The following is a 24,001-nucleotide window of genomic DNA, read 5'->3' as shown; positions in this document are numbered from 1 at the left end:
GAACTGGTGCCCGGGGGCGGAATCGAACCACCGACACGAGGATTTTCAATCCACTGCTCTACCCCTGAGCTACCCGGGCACGGGTCAGGGGCGAAGCCCCTCGGGTGGGTGCGGTTTAGACGGGCTCCGGGCAAAGGTCCAGAGGGGCGGACGCAGATTTTTGCATGGCCTCAATGGGGCTTGCCGACGTCCTTGTCGGGGTCCTTCGACCAGTCCTCGTCCTCTTCCGCGGGCACCGCGTAGCTGCCGTTCAGCCAGCGCGCCAGGTCGACGTCGGCACAGCGGCGCGAGCAGAAGGGACGGTAGGTCTGGTCCGTCGGCTTGGCGCAGATCGGGCAGCTCATGGATGCACCTCGGGCAGTTCGTGAAGGGGCAGGCGGTCGCGCTTGCGCTGCAGCTCGAACGCGCCCAGCGGCGTCCAGCCGGCCAGCACCGTATCCACGGGGCAGGTGCGGAAGGCCGCGCGCAGGATCTGCTCGATCGTGCGCCGGTCCTTCTTGGGGCAGGGGGCGAAATCGATGGTGATCTGGCCGCCGAGGCCACGGCAGCGCAGCTGCGCGGGCAGGGCGCGCGCGGCGGCGATGTTGGTTTTCAGACCGGCCGCCAGCGAGCTGTCCCCGCCGGTATTCACGTCCACGGCCACCAGCGCGCGCGTCGGCTCGACGCTGATCCAGCCGTGGCTGCCCAGCTCGGCGTGCGACGATGCCAGCAGGTCGATATGGTCCAGGATGCCGTGATCGACGAAATTGCCCGGTTCGCCGAACAGCGCGTCGGGCATCGGCCAATCGCGCCAGGCCAGCATGTGGGGGTCGGGACCGTCGAACAGCAGTTCGGGGCCCGTCCCGCTGTCGGTCTGCAACTGTTCGGCCAGCTCGAGCGTGGCGGCGATGTCCTCGGCGATTTCGCCATCGTCGGCCTCGGCGGCGGCCGAGCGCAGGATCAGGCCGATCCGGTCCGGCGGTCCCGCGACCTCGTGCGCGATGGCGAGCAGGGCGTCGCGCCGGTCGTCGTCGCGGACGCTGCGAGAGACGTTGTAGCCGGGCGCATCCGGGGTGACGATCACGTGGCGCGACTTGAACAGAGGCCGGGCCGTAACCGGCGGCGCCTTGCCCGGCTCGGCGTAGCCGGTGACCTGCACCACGAGATCCTGCCCGGGGGCAAGGCCCTTGGCCTTCTTCAGGAAACCGCGCCCGTGGGGCAGGCGCACGGTGACGCCGCCCTGGCCCTTGAGCGGGCGGTCGACCGTGGCGCGGTAGATGGCGCCGGGCTGGGGCCGATCGTCGGGCGGGGCGATCAGCAGGTCGTCCAGCTGACCGTCCACCAGCATGGCGGCGGCCAGCCGGCCGTTCCAGCTGTCGAGATGAACGCTGCGACCCTTCATCGTGCCCCCCAGATCGGCAGTCCGGCGGCCTGTAGAAGGTTCGCCGTCTCGTGCAGCGGCAGGCCGACGACGCCGCTGAAGCTGCCCTGCATCCACGCCACCAGCACGGCGGCGGGGCCCTGGATGGCGTAGCCACCCGCCTTGCCCCGCCAGTCGCCCGTGGCGATGTAGCCGTCGATGTCATCCTTGGAGAGCTGCTTGAGCCTCACCGTGCTTTCGACCGTGCGCGACCAGCTTTGTGCGCCGCGGCGCACGGCCACGCCGGTATAGACCCGGTGGCGACGGCCCGACAGGCGGGCGAGGAAATCGCGCGCCTCGGCCTCGTCCGTAGGCTTGCCGAGAATGCGGCGACCCATGGCGACGGTGGTGTCGGCGCAAAGCAGGACCTCGTCCGTCGCGATGGTCACGGCGGCGGCCTTTTCTTCGGCCATGCGGGCGCAATAGGGACGCGGCAGCTCGCCCTTTAAAGGGGTTTCGTCGATATCCGGAGCCCGGATATCGGCCGGCGTCAGACCGATCTGCGCCAGAAGCTCGCGCCGCCGGGGCGACCCCGAGCCCAGAACCAGTCGCAGACTGTCCCCCATCGCGCGGGTCCTCGTGGTCTTGGATAGCGGGGCCGTTCGGGCCCCGTTACTTGAAGCGATAGTTGATGCGCCCTTTGGTCAGGTCATACGGAGTCATCTCCACCTGAACCTTGTCGCCGGCCAGAACGCGGATGCGGTTCTTGCGCATCTTGCCTGCCGTGTGCGCGATGATCTCATGGCCGTTTTCCAGCTCGACCCTGAATGTCGCGTTCGGCAGGAGTTCCTTTACGACACCGGGAAATTCGAGCAGTTCTTCCTTGGCCATGGTCAATCCTGTTTTACCGCCCCGCCAGTTCGGGGCATGGCACTAAATGGTGCGAAAGCGGTCCTAATTCAAGCCGGATTCGCCGTACCCGCCTAATCGTCGCGCGCCATGACCGAGATCAGGGTGAACAGCCGGCGCGCGGTTGCCGCGTCCACCGTCACATGCGGCGCAAGGGCCGACTGCAGCTGACGCGCGGCCTCGGTGTGAATGTCGCGCCGCGCGGCGTCCACGGCCTCGATCCGGGCGGGGGGCAGGGTCTTCACCGCCTCGGCATAGCTGTCGCACAGCGTGGCGTAATCCTTGATCGCCTGCGTGAGCGGCGCGATGGACAGGGTGAAGGCGTCCGCCTTGCGCCCGGCGTCGTTGGCCAGGTCGAAACGGACCTGTCCCGCCTGCATGCCTAGGGTGAGCGCGAGGGCGCCCTCGGGGCCGTCGACAAGGGCGAAGCTGTTGCTTTCCTCGAGGTCGAAGATCGCGACGCGGCGCTCCTGGTCCATTTCCGCCGACGGGACGGGCAGCCCGGTCTCGTCGATCTCGACCTTGTAGAGACGGCTCATCGGTTCAGCAGGTCCAGCCGGGCCTGCACGCTGAGGCCATGGGCCTCAAGGCTTTCCGACCGGGCCAGCGTCGCGGCGTCGGGGCCGATGGCGCTGAGCGCGGCGGGGGTCATCTGGGCCATCGTGGTGCGCTTGAGGAAATCCATCACCGACAGGCCGGACGAGAACCGCGCCGACCGCGCGGTTGGCAACACGTGGTTGGGGCCGCCGATATAGTCGCCTATGGCCTCGGGCGTCCACTTGCCCAGGAACATCGCGCCCGCGTGGCGGATATTCGCGGCCAGCGCCTGCGGGTCGGCCACGCAGAGCTCAAGGTGCTCGGCCGCGATCTGGTCGGCCAGTGCCGCGGCTTCGCCCAAGTCGCGGGCCACGATGATGGCGCCGTTGGCCTCCCAGCTCGTGCCGGCGATGGCGCGACGCTCCAGCGTTTCCAGCCGTGCGGCCACCGCGCCGGCCACCGCGTCGGCAAGCGGGGCCGAGGTGGTGATGAGGATCGACTGCGCCGACTCGTCGTGCTCGGCCTGGCTGAGCAGGTCCAGCGCGATCCAGTCGGGGTCGTTGTCCTCGTCCGCGATGACGAGGATCTCGGATGGCCCGGCAATCATGTCGATGCCCACCCGGCCGAAGACCCGGCGCTTGGCGGCGGCGACATAGGCATTGCCCGGCCCCGTGATCTTGTCCACCGGCGGCACGCTTTCGGTGCCGTAGGCCAGCGCGGCGATGGCCTGCGCCCCGCCGATCCGAAGCACCCGGTCGACGCCTGCCAGTCGCGCGGCCAGCAGCACCAGCGGGTTCACCTTTCCATCGGGCGTGGGTGCGGTGACGACAAGGCGCTCGACCCCTGCGACCTTGGCCGGAATGGCGTTCATCAGCACCGAGGACGGGTAGGAGGCCAGCCCCCCCGGCACGTAGAGCCCGGCGGCATCCACTGGGCCCCAGCGCCAGCCCAGCGTCGCCCCGGCGTCATCCGTCCACTGGCTGTCCTCGGGCATCTGGCGTTCGTGATAGGCGCGGATGCGTGCGGCCGCATGTTCCAGCGCGCTGCGCTCCTCGGGCGGAATCTCGGCGATGGCGGCGTCGATCTCGGCCTCGGTGAAGGCCAGCGTGTCGGAGGTCAGCCGCACGCGGTCGAATTTCTGCGTCAGCTCGATCAGCGCCGCGTCACCGCGCTTGCGCACGTCCGCGATGATCGCGGCCACCGCGTCATCCACGTCCACGCTGTCCTCGCGCTTCAGGGTGAGAAGCTGGGCGAAGCGCGTCTCGAAATCGGGGGCGTCCGTGCTCAGACGGTGCGGCATGGCGGAAATCCTTTCGCGCGACGGTCTAGCGCCGTGCCGCACCCGCCTCAAGCCCGGCGGTGTCGCGGGTCGATCGACCTTGGTCGCGCCGCGCTTGAAGGCGGTCACTCACCGTGCTGCGGGGCCTTGCCCGACGGCGCAAGGTAGGGCCGGGTCACGTCGCGCAACGACACTTCCAGCGCCTCGACATCGACGGCGATCGCCCCGTCGCCCGCCAGCCACAGGATCGCGCGGCCGGTGCCGTCCTCGCCGGGCTCCAGCGTGATCGACAGCAGCGACAGCACCAGGTCACGGTCGCCGCGGTCGATCCCGCTGGTCTTGACCGCCTGCACGTCCTCGAACGCCAGCACCGATTGCACCCGCTCGGCCCGGCCCACGGCCGCGTCTTCCCAGCGGAAGCGGTTGATCAGCAGGGCGAACCGGCGCTGGCTGCGCTGCCACGTCATCTCGGTGATGGGGAAAACGGCGTCCTGCACCAGCGACGAGATCACCTGCAGGTCCTCGGCATCCATGGCGCGCAGCCGCAGGGGGGCGGGGCTTGCGTCTTCGAAACGGGCGTCTTCGGTCACTGTCCTGCGATCCTTTCCACGTGGGCGCCGACGGCCCCCAGCTTGTGCTCCACCCGCTCGTAGCCGCGGTCGAGGTGATAGACGCGGTTGACGGTCGTCTCGCCCTCGGCGGCCAGCCCGGCGAGGATCAGCGAAACCGAGGCGCGCAGGTCGGTGGCCATGACCGGCGCGCCCTTCAGCCGCTCGACGCCCGTGACCCGCGCCGTGCCACCCTGCACGTCGATCCGCGCACCCATCCGCATGAGCTCGGGCGCGTGCATGAAACGGTTCTCGAAGATCGTCTCGTGCAGGACGCTCGTGCCTTCGGCGGTGCAGAGCAGGGCCATCATCTGCGCCTGCAGGTCTGTCGGGAAGCCCGGGAACGGCTCGGTCGTCACGTCCACGGCCTGCACGCGGCCGTTCTTTCGGCTGACCTTCAGGCCGTTCGGCGTTTCCTCGACCGAGATGCCGGCGGCGTCCAGCTTCTCGCAGAAGGCGCCCACCAGTTCGATGGATCCGCCGAGGCATTCGACCCAGCCGCCGCAGATCGCGGGGGCCAGCATGTAGGTGCCCAGCTCGATCCGGTCGGTGACCACGCGGTGGGTCGCGCTGCCCAGCGTGTCGACACCCTCGACCGTGATCGTGTCGGTCCCTTCGCCGTCCATCCGGGCGCCCATGGCGCGCAGGCAGCGGGCCAGGTCCACGATCTCGGGTTCACGCGCGGCATTCTTGATGGTGGTCGTGCCGCGGGCGAGCGTCGCGGCCATCAGCACGTTTTCCGTAGCGCCGACCGACACGATCGGAAAGTCGACCACGCCGCCCTGGAGCCCGCCGGCCGGCGCCTTGGCGTGGACGTAGCCGTCCCGCAGGTCCAGCTCGGCCCCCAGCGCCTCGAGCGCCTTGAGATGCAGGTCGACGGGGCGCGCGCCGATGGCGCAGCCGCCGGGCAACGAAACCTCGGCGTGGCCTTCGCGCGCGAGCAGCGGGCCCAGCACCAGGATCGAGGCGCGCATCTTGCGAACAATGTCGTAATCGGCGCGGGTCGAGCTCAGCGCGTGGGACGACAGCGCCAGAACCTGGCCGTCCTGCAGCGTCGTGACCTCGGTCCCGAGACTGCGCAGGAGTTCGGTCATGGTGCGGATGTCCGACAGCCGCGGCGCGTTGGTCAGGGTCAGCGGCCCGTCGCTCAGAAGCGTGGCGGGCATGAGCGTGAGGCACGCGTTCTTTGCGCCGGCGATGGGGATTTCGCCCGCAAGCTCGGTGCCGCCTTTGACGAGAATTGAGTCCATCGGGTCGTCCTACTGCTCGGAAGTGTCGTCGGAGGGGCCTTCGGGGGCCTTCCGGGCGCGCGCCTGCGCCTTGCGCTTGGCCATATTTGCCTTGAGCGCGGCCTTCAAGCGCTGGGCGCGCAACTCGGCGTCGCTGGGCTTTTGTTGGGGCTTCCGCGCGTCTGTCATACGCCCGTCCTAGCCCATGGCCGGAGAGGGGTCCAGTTGACCGCGCGCGCCCCCACGCAATGCCCCGCAAAAAGCCCGCCCAACCCTCTTGCGTCACATTCGCATCGCGTCTATGCACCCGCCACCGAACGGGTCCGCTGCCGTAGCTCAGGGGTAGAGCACTCCCTTGGTAAGGGAGAGGTCGAGAGTTCAAATCTCTCCGGCAGCACCATCGGATCTTCCCCCGAACGTCCCGTCGCCCGCGTTGCAATCTCGCGACCGAAAATTGCGAGCCAATCGTCAGCTTCCCGCCGTATTGTCTTCCCAATGGGAGCGATTTCGGAGCTTACACAGGGACTTGCGCGCAGTAGGTCCATTTCATGGCGACATATTCAGTCACAACGTCCAACTGGAACAGCCCGGCCTTTTGGTCAGGCATTTCCGAGTCTGCGACGGGCCATGTCCTCGACTTCACCGCGCTCGGTTCCGGGTATTCGATCGACATCGACTACCAGACCGGCGAGTTGTTCATTTCGGACGGGACGACGACCTTCAGCGTGGGCGACAACGCTGCCGGCGGCACCTACGATGCGACGCTCGGCGGAACCACGCTTTTCGGTTATTTCAACGACCTGCGGTCCACCCCGGGCGATGACACCATCACGGGATCGAGCGGCGCCGAGAGCTTCAGTACCGGCACCGGAAACGATGTCGTCAACGCAGGGGGCGGGAACGACTCGATCCTGTCCGGCGCGGGGAACGACACGGTCTACGGCGGCGACGGCAACGACGTTATCGACGATGCCGGGGGCATCAATTCCGCCGCCGATAGCAATACCTTCTACGGCGAAGGCGGATCGGACACGCTTTATGGATCGTCGGTGGGCGACTACCTGGATGGCGGCGCCGACAACGACCGTCTTGATGGCGAGGACGGGAATGACACGCTGGTCGGCGGCACGGGGAACGATACGATTTCCGGCGGCGCGGGCGCCGATTCCATCTCGGCCGGCGACGGTGCGGACTCGGTCACCGGCGGCAGCGGCAACGACACGATCTATTTCGGAACGGGGGACGATACCGTCTTCGGGGGAGACGGCAACGACCTGATCGATGATCAGGCCGATGTCCAGCTTTCCGGCGCCAACTATATCGATGGCGGCGCAGGCAACGATATGGTCTGGGCTGGCGATGGTGCCGATACCATTCTGGGCGGGGACGGAGCCGACACCCTCTACGGCGAGGGAGGAAATGACTCACTGGCGGGTGGGTCCGGCAACGACAACCTGCAAGGCGATGGCGGCACCGACATCCTGGAAGGCGGCGACGGCAACGACACGCTGGATGGCGGGAACAATACCGACACGATCTATGGCGGCGCCGGCGATGACCTGATCATCGATAGCGGCAGCGATGGGCTGAGCGACGACACGATCTATGGCGATGCCGGTTCCGACACCATCGACGGCGGCGAACGCGAAGACCTGATGTACGGCGGCGATGATGGCGACCTGTTCGTCATCAACGACGGCGACGGTGCGGACACCGTCATCGGCGGCGAGGGTGTGACCACCGGAAGCGATCTGGACGGAATCGACTTCGGGGAATGACCTCGGGCGTCACGGTCGAGTATTTCGGCAACGAGCAGGGGCAGGTCCGCACCGGTACCGACACGATCACCTTCTCCGAGATCGAAGGCTTCTAACTTTCCAATCAGGCCGATACGGTGATCGGCAGCGCCAACGGATCGTCGGTTCTGCTGGATGCCGGGGGAGGGGACGATAGCATCGCCGGCGGGTCGGGCGCGGACCTGCTTTATGGCAATACCGGCGCCGACTCGCTGGATGGTGCGGCGGGCAACGATACGCTCATCGGGGGTGATGGAGACGATACGCTGACCGGCGGGGCGGGGAACGACACGTTCACCTTCTACGACGGCTTCGGCAACGACACGATCACCGACTTCGATATCGGCGACGACGATAGCGACGGGTTCTACAACGACCAGCTGGATGTTTCGGGCCTGACCGACGCCAATGGCGGCCCGGTGCAGCCCTGGGACGTGGTGGTCAGCGACGACGGGTTCGGCAATGCGCTGCTGACCTTCCCGAATGGCGAAACGCTGGTCATGCAGGGCGTGGCGCCCTCGCAGATGTCCAGCAGCGCCCAGATGCGCTCGGCAGGGATGCCCTGCTTCGTGACCGGGACGCGCATCGCGACGCCCGGCGGGGAACGCGCGGTCGAGGACCTGCGGCCAGGTGACCTTGCCCTGACCCATGACGGCATCGCGCAGCCTGTCCTGTGGCACGGACGCCGGAAGCTGTCACACGATGCGATCCGGGGGGCTCCCGCGCTGCGGCCCGTGCGCCTGTCCGCGGGGTTGACCGGAACCGGCCGGTCCATGCTGGTCTCGCCGCAGCACGGTATCGCCGTGCGCTTGGGCGGGACCGTCCGCCTTGCGCGCGCGATCCAGCTGGCCAGGATGGAGGGCGGCGGCGCGCGGCAGGTGATCCCGTCGCGTCCGGTGGCCTATCATCACATCCTGTTGCCGCGACATGCCGCGGTGATCTCGGAAGGGATCGCCACCGAAAGCTTCTATCCCGGCCCGCGCGGCGTGGCCGGATTGTCGCCGTTGTCGCGGGCGGCGCTTGGCGTCGTGGTGCCAGACCTGGCGGCCCGGGGGGCGAATGCGGCCTACGGCGGGCCGGCGTTTCCCTACGCCAAAGCGCGCGATTTGCCGCGCCACACACGGAGCCTGGACCTTGTGCGCCCCGAGCCTGGCTTGGCCATGTTGAATTGCGACACCGGGCCCGATGAAGCCTACCGGGCCACGGCCGCCTGAGTCGCCGCTCCACGCGATCAGAGGTTTTCGTTCAAATCTGCCGGGATCAACCGGCTGGCGCGCCGCTCCCGTTCAGGACGCCTTGTCCATCCGCGCCACGACCTCTTCCGCGCGGTGACAGGCGACACGGCCCGCACCGAAGGGGCGCAGTTGCGGACGTTCCTCGCGGCAGCGATCCACGACGAACGGGCAGCGCGGGTTGTAGGCACAGCCGGGCGGCGGATTGATCGGGTCGGGGATCTCGCCCTTGGGCGGATCGACCTCGCGCCCGAACCCGTCCAGCTGCGGTGCGGCATCGAGCAGCATCTGCGTATAGGGATGCGCGGGCCGCGCGTTCAGATCCCCGGGCGCGGCTTCCTCGACGAGGCGTCCCAGGTAGAGCACGCCCACCGTGTCGGCCATGTGGCTGACCACCGTCAGGTCGTGGCTGATGAAAAGGTAGGTCAGCCCGTAATCGTCCTTGAGGTCCGACATCAGGTTCAGCACCTGCGCCTGCACGCTCACGTCCAGCGCGGATGTGGGCTCGTCGCAGACGATGAATTTCGGCTCGGACGCCAGGGCGCGCGCGATGCAGATGCGCTGCCGCTGCCCACCCGAGAACTCGTGCGGGAACTTGCCGGCGTCGTCGGCCGACAGGCCCACCTGTTCCAGAAGCCGCTCGGCCAGGCCTTGTGTCTTGCCGCCGCGCGCGGCTACCGGTTCGGCGATGATGTCGCGCACCTTCCAGCGGGGGTTCAGGCTGGCATAGGGATCCTGGAAGATCATCTGGATGTCGCTGCGAACCTTGTCGATCCGCGCGCGATCCGTCTCGGTATCCAGGTTCACGCCTTCGATCTCGACGGCGCCCTCGGACGGGTCCAGCAGGCCCACCAGCATCTTGCCGATGGTCGATTTGCCCGAGCCGCTTTCACCCACCAGCGCGTAGGTCGTGCCTTCCTCGATGTCGAAGGACACGTCGGACACGGCGACCAGCTTGCGCTTGGGAAGGCGTTCGATCACCCGGTTCAGCCAGGGTTTCGAGACGTCGAAACGACGGGTCAGGTTCTTGACGGTGACGATGGCGGTCATTCGGCGGCCTCGGATTCGGGGCTGTTCACGGGGTGCCAGCAGGCGGCCCGGCCGTTGCAGGCGGCCAGGGTCGGCGCCGGGTCGGTGCGGCAATCGTCCTGCGCCTTGGGGCAGCGCGGATGGAAGGGGCAGCCGGCCGGAAGGTGGCCCAGCCGCGGCATGGAGCCGGGGATTTGGTGCAGCCGTGCGCGCCCCGCGCTGGCCGCGGGGGTCGAGCCCATCAGACCTTCCGTATAGGGATGGCGGGGGCGGCCCAGCACCTCGGCCACGGGACCCAGTTCGGCCAGGCGACCGGCATAGACCACCGCGACCCGGTCGGCCGTTTCGGCGATCACGCCCATGTCGTGGGTGATCAGCATCACCGATGTGTCCCGCTCACGGCAGAGCCGCCGCAGCAGCGCGATGATCTGCGCCTGCACGCTCACGTCCAGCGCGGTGGTCGGCTCGTCCGCGATGACCAGCGACGGCTCGGCACAAAGCGCAAGGGCGATGACCACCCGCTGGCGCATGCCGCCCGAGAATTCGTGCGGGTAGCTGTCGATGCGATCCGCCGCGCCGGGGATGCCAACCTCGTCCAGGGCGGCGATGGCGCGTTTGCGCGCCTCGGCTTGCGAGATGCCCAGGTGCTCGATCATCGTCTCGGAAAGCTGGTCGCCGATGGTCAGAAGCGGGTTCAGCGACGTCAGCGGATCCTGGAACACCATGCCGATCTCGGCCCCGCGCAGCTTGCGCATCCTGGCGTAGGGCAGGTTGTCGATCCGCTGGCCCTTCAACAGGATCTCTCCGCCCGAGATATGGGCGGGCCGGTCCAGCAGGCCGATCACGGCGTTGCCGGTCATGGACTTGCCGGCGCCGGATTCGCCCACCACGCCCAGGATCTCGCCCGGCGCGATGTCGAAGCTGACGCCGTCCACGGGCTTAAGCACCGCGTGGCGGGTGGGAATCTCGACCACCAGGTCGCGGACGGACAGGACGGCGTCGGTCATTTCAGCCTCGGGTTCAGCGCGTCGCGCAGCCAGTCGCCGAGCAGGTTCACGGACAGTGCCAGGGCCAGCAGCGTCAGGGCGGGGAAGAACAGGATCCACCACTCGCCCGAGAAGAGGAAACCCTGGCCGATGCGGATGAGCGTGCCCAGCGACGGCTGCGTCGGCGGCGCGCCCACGCCCAGGAAACTCAGCGTCGCCTCGGCGATGATGGCGAGCGCCAGGCTGATGGTGGCGATCACCAGCACGGGGCTCAGCACGTTGGGCAGGATGTGGCGCAGCATGATGGCGGGGCCCTTGCGCCCGATCAGCCGCGCCGCCTGGACGTATTCGCGCCCTGCCTGCACCAGCGTGGCGCCCCGCACCACCCGCGCGAACTGCACCCAGTCCGACAGGCCGATCGCAAGGATCAGCACCCAGATCGCCATCTGGTCACGGTATTCCACCGGGGTCACGCCCTTGGCGATCCCGAAGATCAGCATGGCCACCAGGATCGACGGGAAGGTCAGCTGGATGTCGGCGATGCGCATGATGATCGTGTCGACCCAGCCCCCGACATATCCCGCGATAAGCCCAAGCGTGACACCCAGCACCATCGCGAACAGCACCGCCGAGACGCCGACGAACAGCGAGATGCGCAGCCCGTAGAGGATCGTCGAGAAGACGTCGCGCCCCTGGTCGTCGGTGCCCAGCAGGAATGTCTCGCCGGTGAAGGCGTTGGGCGTGCCGGGCGGGGTGAACCCGTTCATCAGGTTCAGCGCGCCGGGATCGAACGGATCCACCGGCGCGATGAGCGGCGCGAAGATCGCGGCCAGCACGATCAGCAGCGCGACGGCGCTGGCGATGATCGCCACCGGCGAATGGCGGAACTTCCAGGCGAAGTCCGACTCCCACGCCCGGCCGAAGCGCGATCTGGGGGTCGGCTTCTCGGCGCTGGCATCGGTGTGGCGGCTGGCGCCCTGGCTCGCGTCGCTCATGTCAGTGTCCCTTGCCGCGGCCCGCCCGCAGGCGCGGGTCGATGGCGAAATAAAGAAGATCCACGATCAGGTTGATGCCCACGAACATGACCGAGATCAGCATGAGGTAGGCGGCCATGACCGGGATATCGACGAACTGGATGGCGTTGATGAACAGAAGGCCCACGCCCGGCCACTGGAACACCGTCTCGGTGATGATCGCGAAGGCGATGATCGCGCCCAGCTGCAGGCCCGTGACGGTGATGACCGGCACCAGCGTGTTCTTCAGCGCGTGGCGGAAGTTGACGGCGCGCTCGCGCAGCCCGCGGGCCCGGGCGAACCGGATATAGTCCTGGCGCAGCACCTCCAGCATTTCCGACCGCACCAGCCGCATGATCAGCGTCATCTGGTACAGCCCCAGCGTGATCGCCGGCAGGATCAGCGCCTTCAGCCCCGAAGACGTCAGGAACCCCGTGGACCAGCCGCCCACCTGCACCACCTCGCCCCGCCCGAAGGACGGCAGCCAAGACAGCTCGACCGCGAAGACCCAGATCAGCAGGATGCCGATCAGGAAGGTCGGCAGCGACACCCCGATCAGCGAGATCGACATGATCAGGTTCGAGGCCACGCCGTCGCGCCGGATGGCGGTGAAGACCCCCAGGCCGATGCCCAGCGCCATGGCGAAAAGAGCCGAGACCGCCGCCAGCTCCAGCGTCGCCGGTGCGCGTTCCAGCAGGATCTCGGATACCGGGCGGCCCTGCCGGTAGGACACGCCGAAATTGCCCTGCGCGGCGTTCTGCAGGAAATTCCAGTACTGCACGACGAAGGGCTGATCGAGCCCCAGCTGCTGGCGCAGCCGCTCGATATCGGCCTGGGTGCGTTCCTGCCCCAGCATGTTGTCGATGGGGTCGCCCACGAAGGTGAACATGGAAAACGCCACCAGCCCCACCACCAGCAGGACGATGATCGACTGGAACACCCGGCGCAGCACGAAAGCCAGCATCTCAGGCGGCCCCCGCCATCGGCGTGATCGTCGGGAAAATCGGCATCGGCTTCATCTTTCCAGAAATACCTCCGGGGGTCCGGGGGCTGGCCCCCGGCCGTTTCAGTTCACGCGCACCCAGCGCAGGATGAAGAAATCGTCGGGCCGCTGGACCAGCTCGATGCTCTCGCGCGCGCCCCAGACCAGCGGCTGCACGTAGAGCGGCACGTAGGCCACTTCGTCCTGGATGATCGCGGCGGCCTCGTCCAGCAGCTCCTGGCGGCGGGTGTCGTCGATCTCGGACTGGATCATCGGCAGGATCTCGTCGATCCGGTCGTTCGAGAAGCCGCCGAAGTTCCAGGTGCCCAGGTTGCCCTCGGGCGTGGCGACCAGGAACCGGATCGGGTGCTCGGCGTCGAAGGTGCCGGGCGACCAGCCCAGCAGGAACATGTCGAACGCGTCCTCGCGCAGCTCGGGCCAGTAGTTGCGCACCGGCATGGTTTCCAGCTCGGCCTCCAGCCCGACCTGCGCCAGCATCGACACGATGGCCTGGCAGACGGCTTCGTCGTTCAGGTAGCGGTCGTTGGGGCATTTCAGGCCGAACGAGAACCCGTCGCCGTAGTTGGCCTCGTCCAGAAGGGCACGGGCGGACTCGATGTCCTGCGTAACGCCCTCGGCGTTCGGCTCGGAAAAGCCGCGCATGGCGGGGCTGACCAGCTGGCTGGCCGGTTCGGCGTTGCCGCGCATGATCGTCTGCAGGATCGCGGGGACCGAGATCGCCTGCGCCACCGCGCGGCGCACGCGCACGTCCTGGAACGGGTTCGGCTCACCGGCATCGGCGCCGAATTTCAGCTGCGAGTGGTCGTGGCCCACGCCCAGCATGATGACGCGCGCCTCGATCCCCTTTATGACCTTCACACCCTCGCGGGCGTCCAGCCGCTCGGCGTCCTGGATGGGCACGGGGTTGATCATGTCCACGTCGCCCGAGATCAGAGCGGCCACGGCCGTTGCCGGGTTCTGGATCGGGGTGAAGATCGCCTCGGTGATGTTGTGCTCGGCCTCGCCCCACCAATCGTCGAAAGGCGCCAGCGTGGTCTCCAGACCCGGCTCGCGCCCGGTCACCCTGAAGGCGCCCGTGCCGTTGGCGTTCAGCGTCGCGTGGTTTCCCTGCTCCTTGTCGGGGCGGGCGGTGTCGTTCTCCTCGGCCCAGCCGCTGTCCATCATCATCCAGTTTGCGATGCTGTCGGGAAAGATCGGGTTGGGCGCCGAGGTGAAGATGTCGACGGTATACTGGTCCACCTTCTCGACGCGCGAGACGGGGGCGAACCACGACGACACGTCGGATTGCTCGGACGATGCACGCTCGTAGCTGAAGATCACGTCGTCGGCGTCGAAGGTCGCGCCGTCGTGGAACGTGACGCCCTCGCGCAGGGTGAACCGCCAGCCTTCGCCGTCGCCGATGGGCTCCCACCCGGTGGCGAGCGCGGGTTCGATCGTCATGTCCTGTCCGCGCCGGACGAGGCCCTCGTAGGCATTGTTCAGGAAGCCCAGCACGGGCGTCGAGCTGACCGCGTGCGGGTCGAGCGTCTGCGGGTCGGTCTGCCCCGCCCAGCGGAAGGTCTCGGCCGCGGCGGGCGCGCCGAGCGCGAGGGCGGTGAGGGTCATCGTCAGGAATCGCATGGCGGCAGCCTTTCGCATGGGTCACGGACGCGGTCGAGGGTAACGCCTTTGGCCAATCTGTCACGCATCTTGCGTCTACGCGTGTCGGGGCCCGGCCGTCGCATCGGCGCGAAACGCGCCCGATGGAAAAACGCGGGGGCGGCCGATCGTGGCGGCCGCCCCCGGAACCTGTGTCCCCGAGGGGATCAGTTCATGCTGAAGTACTTGAACTTCGGCTGGTCTTCCGGCTGGACTTCGGTGTCGACCGAACCCGACAGACCCCAGTTCAGCACCTGGTGGTGGACCGGCAGGTACAGCGTTTCCGACTGCACGGTGTCCCAGATCTCGGCGATGGTCGCGTTGCGCGCGTCCAGGTCGGTGGTCGAGGCCAGGCTCACGATCTTCTCGTCAAGCTCGGGGTTGGAATAGCCGGTGGCGTTCCAGGATCCCAGCTCGTCGCCACGGGTGTGCACGAGGAAGTTGAAGACGTATTCCGAATCGAAGGTCGGAACGCCCCAGCCCAGCATGTAGAAATCCGTGGTCCCGTTCGAGATCAGCGGGAAGTGCTGCGCCTTGGGCTTGCTGTCCAGGTTCACGGTGATTCCGGCCTGGGCCATCATGCCCACGACCGCCTGGCAGATCGCTTCGTCGTTGATGTAGCGGTCGTTGGGGCAGTCCAGCTGGATCGAGAACCCGTCGGGATAGCCCGCGTCGGCCAGCAGTTGCTTGGCGGCTTCCATGTCGCCTTCCGGCACGGCGTCGAGCTCTTCGGTCCAGCCGTTCACGAAGGGCGGCATGATGACGCCGGTGGGCTGGCTCTGGCCGCGCATGACGACCTGCTGGATGGCGTCGCGGTTGATCGCCATGTTCATGGCTTCACGCACGCGCACGTCCGACAGCGGGTTCGCGCCCTCGACATCGTCGTTCTCAATGTCATCGGCGCCCACGTTCATGCCGAAGAAGATCGTCCGGTTCTGCGGCGCGTTCTTCACCTGCAGGCCGTCCGAGCTGTCCACGCGCTCGAGGTCCTGGACGGGCACGTCCTGGATGAAGTCGACCTCACCCGAAAGCAGGGCGGCCACGCGGGTGGCGGCGTTCTGGATCGGGGTGAACTCGATCCGGGTCACGTCCATGGGGAATTCGTCCATGCCCCAGTAGTCCTCGTTCTGGACCAGCACGGTGCGGACGTCGGCCTCGCGGCTTTCCAGCATGTACGGGCCGGTGCCGTTGGCATTCGCCGCGGCGAAGGTGGTCTCGCCGCCTTCGTAGTCCTGCACGTCCACGGCGCCGTTGGCCTCGGCCCAGCCCTTGTCCATCATGAACAGGTTGGTGAGGTTGGACGGCAGGATCGGGTTCGGACCGTCGGTCACGAATTCCACGGTGTTGCCTTCGCCGGCGCGCACTTCGACGATCGAGTTCAGCAGCTCCTTCATGTCGCTGTCGGGCGACTTGGCGCGCTCGATCGAGAAGATCACGTCCTCGGCGTCGAAGGTCTCGCCGCCGTGGAAGGTCACGCCTTCGCGCAGGGTGAAGATCCAGACATTGGGGTCGTCTTCGCTGACGGCCCAGTCGGTGGCCAGCGCGCCTTCCAGCTCGCCCGCGGTGTCGCGCAGCAGCAGCGGCTCGTAGATCTGGTGGGCCAGCGTGTGGGTCGGGCCCTCGTTCTGGGCGTGCGGATCCAGCGTCAGGCTGTCGCCCGCGCGCGCCCAGCGCAGCGTTTCGGCCGAGGCGGCGCCGGCAAGAATGCCCAGCGCAGTCGTGGCCAGCAAAGCGGTTTTGGTGAGTTTCACTTGAGGTCTCCCTGGTTTGTTTTCCGGGGAAGGTAATCGGCGCGTGGCGCGAATGGCAAGCCTGCCACGCTTCACGTTGCGGCAACCGGAGGTCGGGCCGCGCCGCGTCGATGAAATCCCGCGCGCCCTGCGCCCTGCGCGGGCAAGGCGCGTCCCGTGTCGGGCTTTGGCGTTGCATATCCCGCGCGCCTGTCGAAAAGTCCGCCCCGGGACAAACACCGGGGAGACGAAGATGAAACACCTTCTGCTTGCGACGGCGGCCTGCGCGATCGGCGCCACGGCGGCGATGGCCGACGTGAAGGTCGGCATGATCACGACGCTGTCGGGCGGCGGCGCCGGCCTGGGCATCGACGTGCGCGACGGCTTCATGCTGGCCATCGAGCAATCGGGCCGCGACGACATCGAGGTCGTGATCGAGGACGACCAGCGCAAGCCCGACATCGCGGTGCAATTGGCCGACCGGATGATCCAGTCCGAAGAGGTCGACGTGCTGACCGGCATCATCTGGTCCAACCTCGCCATGGCGGTGGTGCCGTCGGCCACCGCGCAGGGCAAGTTCTACCTGTCGCCCAACGCGGGCCCGTCGCAGCTGGCCGGGCGGGGCTGCCACCCAAACTATTTCAACGTGGCCTGGCAGAACGACAACCTGCATGAGGCCGCCGGCGCATATGCGTCCGAGGTCGGCTATTCCAACAGCTTCATCCTCGCGCCGAACTACCCGGCCGGGCAGGACGCGCTGACCGGCTACAAGCGCCTGTTCGAGGGCGACATCGCGCAGGAGACCTTCACCCAGCTGGGCCAGACCGACTATGCCGCCGAGATCGCGGCCATCCGCGCCTCGGACGCGGACTCGGTCTACTTCTTCCTGCCCGGTGGCATGGGGATCTCGTTCCTCAAGCAATATGCGGACAGCGGCGTGGACAAGCCGGTGATCGGCCCCGCGTTCAGCTTCGACCAGGGTATCCTGCAAGCCGTGGGCGACGCCGCGCTGGGCGTCACCAACACGTCGCAGTGGTCGAAGGACCTGGACAACGCGGCCAACCAGGCCTTCGTCGAAAGCTTCGTCGCGGAATACGACCGGCTGCCGTCGCTTTACGCGAGCCAAGGCTTCGACACCGCGAACCTGCTGATCTCGGCCATGGAAAAGGCGGACGTGTCCGACCAGGACGCGTTCCGCGCCGCGCTGGAAGAGGCCGATTTCGATAGCGTCCGGGGCGATTTCCGCTTCGGCTCGAACCACCACCCGATCCAGACGATCTATGCCCGCGAGGTGATCGAGGAAGACGGTGTCTACACCAACCGCATCATCGGCACCGCGCTGGAAGACCACGCCGACGTCTACGCGGCCGAGTGCAACATGTAATGCGACCGCCCCGGCCCTGAGCCGGGGCGTGCCCACCCGAAAGACCCCATGTCCGCCATCCTACTGATCGAGCAGGTCCTGAACGGGCTGCAATTCGGCGTCATGCTGTTTCTCATGGCGGCCGGGCTGACGCTGATTTTCGGGGTGATGGGCCTGATCAACCTCGCCCACGGCTCGCTTTACATGGTGGGGGCCTTCGCGGCGGCCTTTGCGGCGGCCGCGACCGGGTCCTTCGCGCTGGCGCTGGTCGCCGCTCTGTCGGCCGCAGCTCTGGCCGGGGTGCTGATCGAGGTCGCGGTGATCCGCAGGCTCTACGACGCGCCGCATCTGGACCAGGTGCTGGCGACCTTCGCGCTGATCCTGATGTTTTCCGAGGGCACGCGCTGGGTCTTCGGTTCGTTCCCCCTGTATCTCGACATTCCCGACGCTTTGTCGGGGCCGGTGACGCTTCCGGGCGGGATACAGTATCCGCTCTACCGCCTTGCGCTGATCGGCGTGGGGCTGGTGGTGGCGGCGGGGTTGTGGTGGCTGACCCAGCGCACGCGGCTGGGCATGCAGATCCGCGCGGGCAAGGACGACCGCGAGATGATCGCGGCGCTGGGCGTCGACATTTCGAAGCTCTACACGCTGGTGTTCGCCTTGGGGGCCGCCCTTGCCGGTCTGGCCGGCGCGCTCGTGGGCGCGATCCAGTCGGTGCAGGTCGGCATGGGTGAGCCGGTCTTGATCCTGGCCTTCGTCACCATCGTCATCGGCGGCATCGGGTCCATCAAGGGCGCCTTCATCGGCGCGCTGCTGGTGGGGCTGACGGATACGCTGGGTGGCATCTTCCTGCCGCTGGTTCTGTCGGTCGCCATGGCGCCCGAGGCCGCCGCCCAGACCGGCGCGGCGCTGGCGTCGATGCTGATCTATATCCTCATGGGGGCCGTGCTGGTCTGGAAGCCCACGGGCCTCTTCGGCGGCGCGCGGCCCGCATGATCCCCGAGCGTCTCGTCACCATCGGCGCTGTCGCCGGGCTTTTGGCCGTCGCCCTGGGCGCGTGGGCCCTGGGCGAGATATTCACCATCACGCTGGCGACGCGCGCGGCGATCCTTGCACTGGCCGCCACGGGGCTGAATATCGCGCTGGGTTACGGCGGGCTGGTCAGCCTGGGCCACGCGGCGTTCTTCGGCCTTGGCGGCTACGCCATGGGGATCCTCGCCTTCCACGCGCAGAGCTACACGCCGCTGGAACTGGGGGCGCTGACCATCGAAGGCACCAAGTCCATGCCGGTCATCTGGCTGGTGGCCATCTGCGTCTCGGCCCTTGCGGCCTGGGTGATCGGGCTTCTGTCACTGCGCACGGGCGGGGTCTACTTCATCATGATCACGCTCGCCTTCGGGCAGATGTTCTACTACTTCGCGATCTCTTGGTCGGCCTACGGGGGCGAGGACGGCCTGCCGATCTACCTGCGCAACAGCTTTCCCGGCGTCGACACGCTGGTGCCGGTGCAGTTCTTCGGCCTGTGCTTCGCGGCGCTGGTACTGGCGCTTCTGTTGTCGGCGCGGCTGCGATCGGCGCCGCTGGGTCTGGCGCTGAACGCCGCACGGCAAAGCCCGGCGCGGGTGGCGGCCGTGGGGATCTCGCCCACGCGGGTCAAGCTGGTGGCATTCGTCATCTCGGGCGCGATCACCGGGCTGGCCGGCGCGCTGTACGCCGATCTGAACCGCTTCGTGTCTCCCGCGATGTTCAGCTGGCAGCTGTCGGGCGAGCTGATCGTGCTGGTGATCCTCGGCGGCGTCGGGCGGCTGGCGGGGCCGGTGATCGGCGCGTGCCTGTTCGTGACGCTGGAGCATTGGCTGGGGGGGCTGACCGATTTCTGGCACGTCTGGCTGGGCGCGATCCTGCTGGGCGTCGTGCTGTTCGCGCGCGGGGGTATCGTCGGACTGCTGACCGGCAAGGCAGGGCCCCATGTCTGACGCGGTGCTCAGCACCCATGGGCTGCGAAAGTCCTTTGGCGCGCTGCTGGCCACCGACGGCGTGTCGCTGGATCTCCGGCCGGGCGAAATCCACGCCGTGATCGGGCCGAACGGCGCCGGGAAGTCCACCCTGATCGCCCAGATCTGCGGCAGCCTCGTCCCCGATGCGGGGCAGGTGCGGCTGGACGGGATCGACGTGACCGCCGCGTCGCCGGCCCAGCGGGCGCGCCGGGGGCTGGCGCGGACTTTCCAGGTTTCGGCCTTGGCGATGGAAGATTCTGTGCTGGAGAACGTAACGCTTGGCGCCACCGGGCGCGCCGGCGGCGGGTATGGCCTGCTTCGCCGCGCGCTGGGGCGGGGCGACCGGCACGACCGCGCGCTGGCGGCCATCGACCGCGTCGGGCTGGGCGGCGTCGCCGACATGCCGGCCGCGGCGCTGTCCCATGGCCAGCGCCGCCTGCTCGAGGTCGCCATCGCGCTCAGCCTCGCGCCCCGGGCCTTCGTCATGGATGAACCCATGGCGGGGCTCGGCGGCGAAGGCTCGGCCGACCTGACCCTTCTGCTCGATGCCTTGCGGACCGAGGCGCCGATCCTGCTGGTGGAGCACGACATGGATGCTGTCTTTGCCCTGGCCGATAGGATCAGCGTGCTCGTGGCGGGCCGGGTCATCGCGTCGGGCCGCGTGGACGAGGTGCGCGCCGACCGCCAGGTGCGCCGCGCCTACCTGGGGGACCTGTGAGCGCGCTTCTGCATATCGAGGGCCTGCAGGCGGGCTATGGCGCGGTTCCGGTGCTGTTCGACGTGTCGCTTGACCTCGCGCCGGGGCAGGTGCTGGCGCTGATGGGCCGCAACGGCATGGGCAAGTCGACCACGATCAAGTCGATCTGCCGGATGATCCCGTCGCAGGGCACGCTGCGCTTCGACGGCCGCGACCTGCACGCGCTGCCCAGCCACCGCGCGGCGCGGCTGGGGCTGGGCCTGGTGCCCGAGGGGCGGCGCTGCTTCGCCAGCCTCACGGTGCTGGAAAACCTCGCCGCCGCCGCGCGGCCGGGACCGTGGAGCCGCGCCGCCGTGGGCCGCCTGTTCCCACGCCTGGCCGAGCGTGGCACCCAGTTGGCCGCTTCGCTGTCGGGGGGCGAGCAGCAGATGCTGGCGATCGGCCGCGCGCTGATGACCAACCCGCGGCTTCTGGTCCTCGACGAGGCGACCGAGGGTCTGGCCCCGCTGGTTCGGGCCGAGATCTGGGACGCCATCGCCGAGCTGAAGGAGGCGGGCCAGTCGATCCTGATCGTCGACAAATCCCTGCGCGACCTGCGCAAGCTGGCCGACAGCGCGGTGATCCTCGAACGGGGCCGCAGCGTCTGGTCCGGGCCCATGCGCGGGCTCGACGACGACACGGCGCACAGGCTTCTGGGGGTCTAGGCGACCGCTTGCATGCCTCGCGGTTTCCCCTGATCTTGGCGCTAACATGAAATGGGAAGGACGGCACATGTATCTGGGCATCGACCTTGGAACCTCGGGAGTTAAGACCCTGCTCATCGACGAGGCCGGCGCGCCGGTCGGCCAGGCCGACTCCGCCCTCACGGTGGAGCGTCCCCATGACGGCTGGTCCGAGCAGGACCCCGCCCAGTGGATCGGCGCGACCGAGGATTGCCTGTCGCAGTTGGCCGAGACCCACGACCTGTCGCAGGTGGCGGGGATCGGGCTCTCGGGCCAGATGCACGGTGCGGTGTGCCTGGACGCCGCCGATGCCGTCCTGCGTCCCGCGATTCTCTGGAACGACACGCGCGCCCACGCCGAGGCCGCGCGCATGGATGCCGAGGGGCCGTTCCGCGCGGTGACCGGCAACATCGTCTTCCCGGGCTTCACCGCGCCCAAGCTGGCCTGGATGCGCAGCCACGAGACCGAGCTGTTCGACCGCACTGACTGCGTGCTGCTGCCCAAGGACTACCTGCGCCTGTGGCTGACGGGCGAGCGGGTATCCGAGATGTCGGACGCCGCCGGGACCAGCTGGCTCGACATGGCCGCGCGCGACTGGTCCGACGCCTGTCTCAAGGCGACCGGGCTGACGCGCGAGCACATGCCGCGCTTGGTCGAAGGCGCCGCGCGGGCAGGCGACCTGCGCGCCGACCTGGCAAGCCGCTTCGGACTGCGTGCGGGCATTCCAGTCGCGGGCGGGGCCGGGGACAACGCCGCCACCGCAGTGGGCATGGGCGTTCTGGGCGAGGGGCAGGGCTTCGTGTCGCTGGGCACCTCGGGCGTGCTGTTCGCCGCGACCGAGGGGTATCGCCCCAACGCCGAAAGCGCGGTGCACACGTTCTGCCACGCGCTGCCCGAGACCTGGCACCAGATGGGCGTCATGCTGTCGGCGGCCTCGGCGCTCGACTGGCTGGCCGGAATTCTCGGCGCGACGCCCGGCGAGCTGGTGGCCGAGCTGGGCGACACGCCCGCCACGCCCGGCCCCGTCACTTTCCTGCCCTACCTGTCGGGCGAGCGGACGCCGCACAACGACGCGAGCCTGCGCGGCATGTTCCACGGGCTGGGGCACGCAACGGGCCGGGCGGACCTGACCCGTGCGGTGCTCGAGGGCGTGGCGCTGGGGCTGGGCCAGTCGGCGGACGCGATCGCGGCGGCGGGCACGAAGCTGGACCGGATCGCGGCCACCGGGGGCGGCGCCCGTTCGCAGCACTGGCTGAAGATCATCGCATCGGCGCTGGAGGTCGAAATCGACCTGCCGGAGGCGGGCGATCACGGTGCGGCGCTGGGGGCGGCGCGGCTGGGCGCCATGGCCGCCGGAGAGGGCTCGGGCGCGTTCCGCAGCCAGCCGACTGTCGCCAGCACCGTTTCGCCCGATTCCGAACTGGCCAACGCGCTGCGTGAGCGGGCAGAACGCTTTGCCGGTCTACGCGAGGCGGCGCGGCTGGATCAATAAAGCCCCGCCTCTCGCGCGATCAGCGCCGCCTGGGTGCGGTTCGCCACGCCGAGCTTGCGATAGAGCGTTTTCATGTGAAGCTTGACCGTCGGTTCCTGCACGTCGAGATCGCGGGCGATTTCCTTGTTCGCCTTGCCTTCGGTCAAGCCGCGCAGGACCTGCTGCTCGCGCTTTGTCAGGTTCCGTGTCAGCGGATGCGTCTCGGCGCTGTCCATGGCGTTCAGGAAGTCGGCGGGGGCGTAAACCTCGCCCAGGGCCATGAACTTCATGGCGTTGACCATCGATTTCGCGGACATGGTCTTGGGCAGGATACCCGCCGCGCCAAGTTCGATCGCGCGCTCGGCAGTTTGGCGAGTGCAATTGCCGGACATCAGCGCGACGCGCTGACCGCCGCCCGCGGCCAAGGCCCGGGTCAGGCCGTTCAGACCGTCCATGCCGGGCATCTTCAAGTCCAGAAGGATCAAGTCGAAAGTCGCGCCGTTCTCGACCATTGTCAGGGCGGTGTCGAGATCGCCCGCACAGGCCACCTCGAAACTGCCCTGTGTTTGCAGGTATTCGACCAGTGTGTCGCGAAGCAGATCGTGATCGTCTGCGATCAAGACTCTCATAAGTATCGTCCTTGGCCCGCACATCATTTTACACACCGCAAACGTGTGCTGAACCCAGAAAATGATAAAAAGATTCTGTTATGCGGGAATAATACGCTTCGCCAAGCGCGGCCGGTCGGGCATGTTTGGTCAAGCATAACAGGCGACTATCCAATCGGGCCGAGCACTATCCCTTTGACCGAGGTGACGGCATGCGGATTTCCGATTTAGCAAGGATCTGACGTTAGGGCGTTTGGCATGGTACATCCCTTCAGAAAACTCGGCCTCGCCGGTCTCTTGATCCTGTTCTCCACGTTGAGTTGGGCTGGGGAGAGTCCGAAGGACGACACCTCGGTCATCCTCACCGTTACCGGATCCCTGGATCATGAGGATGGCGAGGATATCGTGCAATTCGACCTGGAGCGACTGCGCGCTCTGGACGAGACGCGGGTCGAGACCTCGACGATCTGGACCAATGGCACCCATGTCTTCCACGGTACGTCACTTGCGGCGTTCGTCGATGCGCTGAACATCAGTGAAGGAAAGCTGCGCGCGCGGGCGATCAACGACTACGCCGTCGATATCCCGGTCAGTGACGCGGTCGAAGGTGGCCCGATCCTGGCCTGGCATCTGGATGGGGCGCCCATGTCATTGCGTGAGAAGGGGCCGCTCTGGCTTATCTATCCATACGACTCGGATAGTCAGTACCGCTCTGATTTGATCTATTCGCGGTCGATCTGGCAACTCGACCGAATCGAGATCATTCGCTAAGCGATCAGGCGCGGGCTCGGGTCACCCGGCGCGGATGCTTGATC

At 67.8% G+C, this 24,001-nt stretch carries 25 protein-coding genes, 2 tRNA genes and 1 pseudogene; 11 read left to right on the top strand and 17 right to left on the bottom strand.

Features of this window, described 5'->3' with window-relative positions; genetic code table 11:
* Positions 1 to 4 precede the first annotated feature (4 nt).
* From BMX96_RS11300 to BMX96_RS19630, 10 genes are all read right to left on the bottom strand, one after another.
* Positions 5 to 79: transfer RNA gene (locus BMX96_RS11300), tRNA-Phe, on the bottom strand.
* Positions 80 to 170: 91 nt separating this feature from the next.
* Positions 171 to 344 (bottom strand): DNA gyrase inhibitor YacG, encoded by a 174-nt coding sequence (locus tag BMX96_RS11295; RefSeq protein WP_091845574.1) that lies wholly within the window; start codon positions 342 to 344, stop codon positions 171 to 173.
* Complete coding sequence (locus BMX96_RS11290) at positions 341 to 1,381, bottom strand: ribonuclease E/G (RefSeq protein ID WP_073130457.1); 1,041 nt, start codon at positions 1,379 to 1,381, stop codon at positions 341 to 343. The genes BMX96_RS11295 and BMX96_RS11290 overlap by 4 nt, the downstream gene beginning before the upstream one ends.
* Positions 1,378 to 1,953, bottom strand: coding sequence for a Maf family protein (locus BMX96_RS11285; RefSeq protein WP_091845624.1), 576 nt, complete (start codon positions 1,951 to 1,953; stop codon positions 1,378 to 1,380). The genes BMX96_RS11290 and BMX96_RS11285 overlap by 4 nt, the downstream gene beginning before the upstream one ends.
* A gap of 58 nt (positions 1,954 to 2,011) precedes the next feature.
* Entirely contained in the window at positions 2,012 to 2,230 is a 219-nt protein-coding gene (gene infA, locus BMX96_RS11280; protein WP_007205486.1) for a translation initiation factor IF-1, read from the bottom strand.
* A 92-nt stretch (positions 2,231 to 2,322) separates the two neighbouring features.
* Entirely contained in the window at positions 2,323 to 2,787 is a 465-nt protein-coding gene (locus BMX96_RS11275; RefSeq protein ID WP_091845573.1) for a UPF0262 family protein, read from the bottom strand.
* Positions 2,784 to 4,085, bottom strand: coding sequence for a histidinol dehydrogenase (hisD, locus tag BMX96_RS11270; protein WP_091845572.1), 1,302 nt, complete (start codon positions 4,083 to 4,085; stop codon positions 2,784 to 2,786). The genes BMX96_RS11275 and hisD overlap by 4 nt, the downstream gene beginning before the upstream one ends.
* A 104-nt stretch (positions 4,086 to 4,189) precedes the next feature.
* Entirely contained in the window at positions 4,190 to 4,654 is a 465-nt protein-coding gene (locus BMX96_RS11265; RefSeq protein WP_091845571.1) for a DUF2948 family protein, read from the bottom strand.
* Positions 4,651 to 5,922, bottom strand: a complete 1,272-nt coding sequence (gene murA / locus BMX96_RS11260) for a UDP-N-acetylglucosamine 1-carboxyvinyltransferase (RefSeq protein ID WP_091845570.1) — start codon at positions 5,920 to 5,922, stop codon at positions 4,651 to 4,653. The genes BMX96_RS11265 and murA overlap by 4 nt, the downstream gene beginning before the upstream one ends.
* Before the next feature lie 9 nt (positions 5,923 to 5,931).
* Positions 5,932 to 6,090, bottom strand: a complete 159-nt coding sequence (locus BMX96_RS19630) for a hypothetical protein (protein WP_175481720.1) — start codon at positions 6,088 to 6,090, stop codon at positions 5,932 to 5,934.
* A gap of 136 nt (positions 6,091 to 6,226) precedes the next feature.
* Here BMX96_RS19630 and BMX96_RS11255 point away from each other — a divergent pair.
* The 3 genes from BMX96_RS11255 (at position 6,227) to BMX96_RS11245 (ending at position 8,911) form a co-directional block, all read left to right on the top strand.
* Positions 6,227 to 6,301 (top strand) — tRNA-Thr (locus tag BMX96_RS11255).
* Positions 6,302 to 6,449: 148 nt separating this feature from the next.
* On the top strand, positions 6,450 to 7,679 hold the full coding sequence (locus BMX96_RS11250; RefSeq protein ID WP_091845569.1) for a calcium-binding protein: 1,230 nt from the start codon (positions 6,450 to 6,452) through the stop codon (positions 7,677 to 7,679).
* A 116-nt stretch (positions 7,680 to 7,795) separates the two neighbouring features.
* Positions 7,796 to 8,911 carry a Hint domain-containing protein gene (locus BMX96_RS11245; RefSeq protein ID WP_091845568.1) on the top strand — a complete coding sequence of 372 codons (1,116 nt, stop codon included), beginning with the start codon at positions 7,796 to 7,798 and terminating at the stop codon, positions 8,909 to 8,911.
* 72 nt (positions 8,912 to 8,983) lie between these two features.
* Here BMX96_RS11245 and BMX96_RS11240 read toward each other — a convergent pair whose 3' ends face one another.
* The 6 genes from BMX96_RS11240 to BMX96_RS11215 form a co-directional block, all read right to left on the bottom strand.
* The gene (locus BMX96_RS11240) at positions 8,984 to 9,979 is read right to left on the bottom strand and encodes an ABC transporter ATP-binding protein (protein WP_091845567.1); all 996 of its coding nucleotides are present in this window, start codon (positions 9,977 to 9,979) and stop codon (positions 8,984 to 8,986) included.
* A complete protein-coding gene (locus BMX96_RS11235; protein ID WP_091845566.1) occupies positions 9,976 to 10,965 on the bottom strand; it encodes an ABC transporter ATP-binding protein in 990 nt (329 codons plus the stop codon). The genes BMX96_RS11240 and BMX96_RS11235 overlap by 4 nt, the downstream gene beginning before the upstream one ends.
* Positions 10,962 to 11,939: an ABC transporter permease gene (locus tag BMX96_RS11230; protein ID WP_091845565.1), complete on the bottom strand. Its 978-nt coding sequence runs from the start codon at positions 11,937 to 11,939 to the stop codon at positions 10,962 to 10,964. The genes BMX96_RS11235 and BMX96_RS11230 overlap by 4 nt, the downstream gene beginning before the upstream one ends.
* Position 11,940: 1 nt before the next feature.
* A complete protein-coding gene (locus BMX96_RS11225; protein ID WP_073129580.1) occupies positions 11,941 to 12,921 on the bottom strand; it encodes an ABC transporter permease in 981 nt (326 codons plus the stop codon).
* 102 nt (positions 12,922 to 13,023) lie between these two features.
* On the bottom strand, positions 13,024 to 14,580 hold the full coding sequence (locus BMX96_RS11220; RefSeq protein WP_091845564.1) for an ABC transporter substrate-binding protein: 1,557 nt from the start codon (positions 14,578 to 14,580) through the stop codon (positions 13,024 to 13,026).
* A gap of 185 nt (positions 14,581 to 14,765) precedes the next feature.
* Positions 14,766 to 16,349 (bottom strand): ABC transporter substrate-binding protein, encoded by a 1,584-nt coding sequence (locus BMX96_RS11215; protein WP_073129582.1) that lies wholly within the window; start codon positions 16,347 to 16,349, stop codon positions 14,766 to 14,768.
* Positions 16,350 to 16,581: 232 nt separating this feature from the next.
* On the opposite strand from BMX96_RS11215, the gene BMX96_RS11210 reads away from it, so the two are divergent.
* From BMX96_RS11210 to xylB, 7 genes and pseudogenes are all read left to right on the top strand, one after another.
* Positions 16,582 to 17,712 carry an ABC transporter substrate-binding protein gene (locus tag BMX96_RS11210; RefSeq protein WP_073129583.1) on the top strand — a complete coding sequence of 377 codons (1,131 nt, stop codon included), beginning with the start codon at positions 16,582 to 16,584 and terminating at the stop codon, positions 17,710 to 17,712.
* A gap of 48 nt (positions 17,713 to 17,760) precedes the next feature.
* Entirely contained in the window at positions 17,761 to 18,687 is a 927-nt protein-coding gene (locus BMX96_RS11205; protein ID WP_091845563.1) for a branched-chain amino acid ABC transporter permease, read from the top strand.
* A complete protein-coding gene (locus BMX96_RS11200; protein WP_091845562.1) occupies positions 18,684 to 19,667 on the top strand; it encodes a branched-chain amino acid ABC transporter permease in 984 nt (327 codons plus the stop codon). Before BMX96_RS11205 ends, BMX96_RS11200 begins: the two co-directional genes overlap by 4 nt.
* A 46-nt stretch (positions 19,668 to 19,713) precedes the next feature.
* Positions 19,714 to 20,178 (top strand): annotated as a pseudogene (locus tag BMX96_RS20195) (ATP-binding cassette domain-containing protein); the annotation flags it as partial.
* The gene (locus BMX96_RS20190; protein WP_407944666.1) at positions 20,173 to 20,406 is read left to right on the top strand and encodes an ABC transporter ATP-binding protein C-terminal domain-containing protein; all 234 of its coding nucleotides are present in this window, start codon (positions 20,173 to 20,175) and stop codon (positions 20,404 to 20,406) included. The pseudogene BMX96_RS20195 and the gene BMX96_RS20190, both read left to right, overlap by 6 nt.
* On the top strand, positions 20,403 to 21,089 hold the full coding sequence (locus BMX96_RS11190; RefSeq protein WP_091845560.1) for an ABC transporter ATP-binding protein: 687 nt from the start codon (positions 20,403 to 20,405) through the stop codon (positions 21,087 to 21,089). Before BMX96_RS20190 ends, BMX96_RS11190 begins: the two co-directional genes overlap by 4 nt.
* Positions 21,090 to 21,156: 67 nt before the next feature.
* Positions 21,157 to 22,599: a xylulokinase gene (gene xylB / locus BMX96_RS11185; protein WP_091845559.1), complete on the top strand. Its 1,443-nt coding sequence runs from the start codon at positions 21,157 to 21,159 to the stop codon at positions 22,597 to 22,599.
* Here xylB and BMX96_RS11180 read toward each other — a convergent pair.
* Positions 22,593 to 23,207 carry a response regulator transcription factor gene (locus BMX96_RS11180; RefSeq protein ID WP_091845558.1) on the bottom strand — a complete coding sequence of 205 codons (615 nt, stop codon included), beginning with the start codon at positions 23,205 to 23,207 and terminating at the stop codon, positions 22,593 to 22,595. The genes xylB and BMX96_RS11180 overlap by 7 nt on opposite strands.
* 237 nt (positions 23,208 to 23,444) lie before the next feature.
* On the opposite strand from BMX96_RS11180, the gene BMX96_RS11175 reads away from it, so the two are divergent.
* The gene (locus BMX96_RS11175; protein WP_091845557.1) at positions 23,445 to 23,957 is read left to right on the top strand and encodes a putative pterin-binding protein; all 513 of its coding nucleotides are present in this window, start codon (positions 23,445 to 23,447) and stop codon (positions 23,955 to 23,957) included.
* Positions 23,958 to 24,001 lie beyond the last annotated feature (44 nt).

The sequence above is a fragment of the Palleronia pelagia genome, assembly GCF_900110115.1.
Lineage (GTDB): Bacteria > Pseudomonadota > Alphaproteobacteria > Rhodobacterales > Rhodobacteraceae > Palleronia > Palleronia pelagia.
The sequence above is the reverse complement of the archived record's forward strand: the minus strand, read 5'-3'. Positions and strand labels throughout refer to the sequence as shown.

Excerpts from the sequence above, each read along its gene's own strand:
- hisD (WP_091845572.1), bottom strand. The coding sequence starts at position 4,085 with ATGCCGCACCGTCTGAGCACGGACGCCCCCGATTTCGAGACGCGCTTC.
- BMX96_RS11235 (WP_091845566.1), bottom strand. The coding sequence starts at position 10,965 with ATGACCGACGCCGTCCTGTCCGTCCGCGACCTGGTGGTCGAGATTCCC.
- BMX96_RS11205 (WP_091845563.1), top strand. The coding sequence starts at position 17,761 with ATGTCCGCCATCCTACTGATCGAGCAGGTCCTGAACGGGCTGCAATTC.
- BMX96_RS11180 (WP_091845558.1), bottom strand. The coding sequence starts at position 23,207 with ATGAGAGTCTTGATCGCAGACGATCACGATCTGCTTCGCGACACACTG.
- BMX96_RS11210 (WP_073129583.1), top strand. The coding sequence starts at position 16,582 with ATGAAACACCTTCTGCTTGCGACGGCGGCCTGCGCGATCGGCGCCACG.
- BMX96_RS11225 (WP_073129580.1), bottom strand. The coding sequence starts at position 12,921 with ATGCTGGCTTTCGTGCTGCGCCGGGTGTTCCAGTCGATCATCGTCCTG.
- BMX96_RS11200 (WP_091845562.1), top strand. The coding sequence starts at position 18,684 with ATGATCCCCGAGCGTCTCGTCACCATCGGCGCTGTCGCCGGGCTTTTG.
- BMX96_RS11220 (WP_091845564.1), bottom strand. The coding sequence starts at position 14,580 with ATGCGATTCCTGACGATGACCCTCACCGCCCTCGCGCTCGGCGCGCCC.
- xylB (WP_091845559.1), top strand. The coding sequence starts at position 21,157 with ATGTATCTGGGCATCGACCTTGGAACCTCGGGAGTTAAGACCCTGCTC.
- BMX96_RS11175 (WP_091845557.1), top strand. The coding sequence starts at position 23,445 with ATGGTACATCCCTTCAGAAAACTCGGCCTCGCCGGTCTCTTGATCCTG.
- BMX96_RS11230 (WP_091845565.1), bottom strand. The coding sequence starts at position 11,939 with ATGAGCGACGCGAGCCAGGGCGCCAGCCGCCACACCGATGCCAGCGCC.
- infA (WP_007205486.1), bottom strand. The coding sequence starts at position 2,230 with ATGGCCAAGGAAGAACTGCTCGAATTTCCCGGTGTCGTAAAGGAACTC.
- murA (WP_091845570.1), bottom strand. The coding sequence starts at position 5,922 with ATGGACTCAATTCTCGTCAAAGGCGGCACCGAGCTTGCGGGCGAAATC.
- BMX96_RS11250 (WP_091845569.1), top strand. The coding sequence starts at position 6,450 with ATGGCGACATATTCAGTCACAACGTCCAACTGGAACAGCCCGGCCTTT.
- BMX96_RS19630 (WP_175481720.1), bottom strand. The coding sequence starts at position 6,090 with ATGACAGACGCGCGGAAGCCCCAACAAAAGCCCAGCGACGCCGAGTTG.
- BMX96_RS20190 (WP_407944666.1), top strand. The coding sequence starts at position 20,173 with ATGGATGAACCCATGGCGGGGCTCGGCGGCGAAGGCTCGGCCGACCTG.
- BMX96_RS11295 (WP_091845574.1), bottom strand. The coding sequence starts at position 344 with ATGAGCTGCCCGATCTGCGCCAAGCCGACGGACCAGACCTACCGTCCC.
- BMX96_RS11290 (WP_073130457.1), bottom strand. The coding sequence starts at position 1,381 with ATGAAGGGTCGCAGCGTTCATCTCGACAGCTGGAACGGCCGGCTGGCC.
- BMX96_RS11275 (WP_091845573.1), bottom strand. The coding sequence starts at position 2,787 with ATGAGCCGTCTCTACAAGGTCGAGATCGACGAGACCGGGCTGCCCGTC.
- BMX96_RS11240 (WP_091845567.1), bottom strand. The coding sequence starts at position 9,979 with ATGACCGCCATCGTCACCGTCAAGAACCTGACCCGTCGTTTCGACGTC.